1 protein-coding gene is annotated in these 1,741 nt (G+C 65.0%); it reads left to right on the forward strand.

Annotated elements, in window-relative coordinates:
- Positions 1 to 107: 107 nt before the first annotated feature.
- Positions 108 to 1,523, forward strand: coding sequence for an ISNCY family transposase (locus AX685_RS11385; protein ID WP_024310544.1), 1,416 nt, complete (start codon positions 108 to 110; stop codon positions 1,521 to 1,523).
- Positions 1,524 to 1,741 lie beyond the last annotated feature (218 nt).

Here is a 1,741-nt window from a genome sequence, read left to right on the forward strand (position 1 = left end):
TGTAACCGCTAAGTAGAAATGACACCGCTCCGCTAGATAGAAAAGGCACACAGTGCCAGCGGGTCGCCGGTGTCATGGCCATCCTCGGCAGCGAGGATGTGCAAGCGATGACGGTGCTGACGATGAGTGTTGCCGAGGTAAGCCGGTTCGACACGCTGATGCGGCTCGACCGCGGTGAGATCAGGGTAGCGGACGCGATGGCGCTGCTGAGCCTTGAGCGTCGACAGATCTACCGGTTGCTGGAGCGAGTTCGGCAGGACGGCGCGGCCGGGCTGATCTCGCGGAAGCGTGGGCGTCCGAGCAACCGGCGCTACGCCGACGCCTTTCGTGACCATGTCATCAGCCTCGTGCGCGAGCAGTATAGCGGGTTCGGGCCGACGCTGGCACGTGAGTATCTGGCCGAGCGGCACGGCATCCGGGTGTCGTGCGAGACGCTGCGGCAGATGATGATGGCAGCGGGGCTGTGGAAGGACCGCGAAGCGCGTCGCCCTCGCCCTTATCAGCCGCGCTACCGGCGAGACTGCCGCGGCGAGCTGATCCAGGTCGACGGGTCCAAACATTGGTGGTTCGAGGACCGGGGCCCGCCATGCACGCTGCTGGTCTATATCGACGATGCGACCAGCGAACTGATGCACCTGGAGATGGTCGAGAGCGAGAGCACCTTCTCGTACATGCGGGCGACGCGGACGTATATCGAGCGCCACGGCAAGCCGGTCGCCTTGTACTCCGACAAGCACAGCGCCTTCCGAAACAACACCGCCTCGGCGAACGGAGACGGCATGACGCATCTCGGGCGGGCGCTGCACGCGCTCAACATCGAGATCATCTGCGCCAATTCGCCGCAGGCCAAGGGCCGTGTCGAGCGCGCCAACGGCACGTTGCAGGACCGGCTGGTCAAGGCGATGCGGTTGGAGGGTATTTCCACCATCGCGGAGGCCAACGCTTTTCTCCCCTCCTACATGGCCCGGCATAACCGCCAGTTCGCCAAGCCGCCGTTCGACCCGCGCGATCTGCACCGCCCGCTGGCACCGCACGAGGACATCGAAGCGGAAATGGTGTGGCGCGAGCAGCGCACAGTGACCGCGGCGCTGACGCTGCACTACAACAAGGCGCTGTTTATCCTGGAGCCGAACCGGACCAGCCAGGCGCTGGTGCGCAAGCGGGTGGATGTCTGCGAGTATCCCGACGGACGTATCGAGATCCGGCACGACGGGCAGGCCTTGCCCTATCGCGTGTTCGACAAGATGCGGCGGGTGAACCAGGCCGCAGTGGTCGACAACAAGCATCTCGACGCGGCGCTGGCGATGGCGCGGCTCCTGCAGGAAGCGGCGCCACACCACCGCAAGCGGAACAACAACGAGCCGGCGCGGACGGCGCAGACTGGCGGCATGTTCGCCGCGTCAGCTGTTTCGACTACATCGAAGGTGGATCGCCGCACGCTGTGCACGCCCAAGCTGAAGCGCGGGCCACGTCTTTCCAACACGGAGCTCGTCGCGCGCGGACTGGCCGAATACGCTGGCTGAGCCCGGGTCACGCCACCCAAGCAACCTGCCTCATGACTGCTGTTCTGGTATGACCGAGCCCGCTGCTGGCGCAGCGGGTCCATCGCCCTTCCCTCGGAACTCACCGCATCAGCGGGGTCAGCGCTGCGCTTGTGGATGGCTCCACACTGCCCCCGCTGCTACCAACGTGTGCCATCTCTATCTGGCGCGGATTGTGTCTTTTCTAACTGGCAGGAACA

The organism is Sphingomonas sp. CCH9-F2, assembly GCF_001556735.1.
GTDB lineage: Bacteria > Pseudomonadota > Alphaproteobacteria > Sphingomonadales > Sphingomonadaceae > Sphingomonas > Sphingomonas ginsenosidimutans.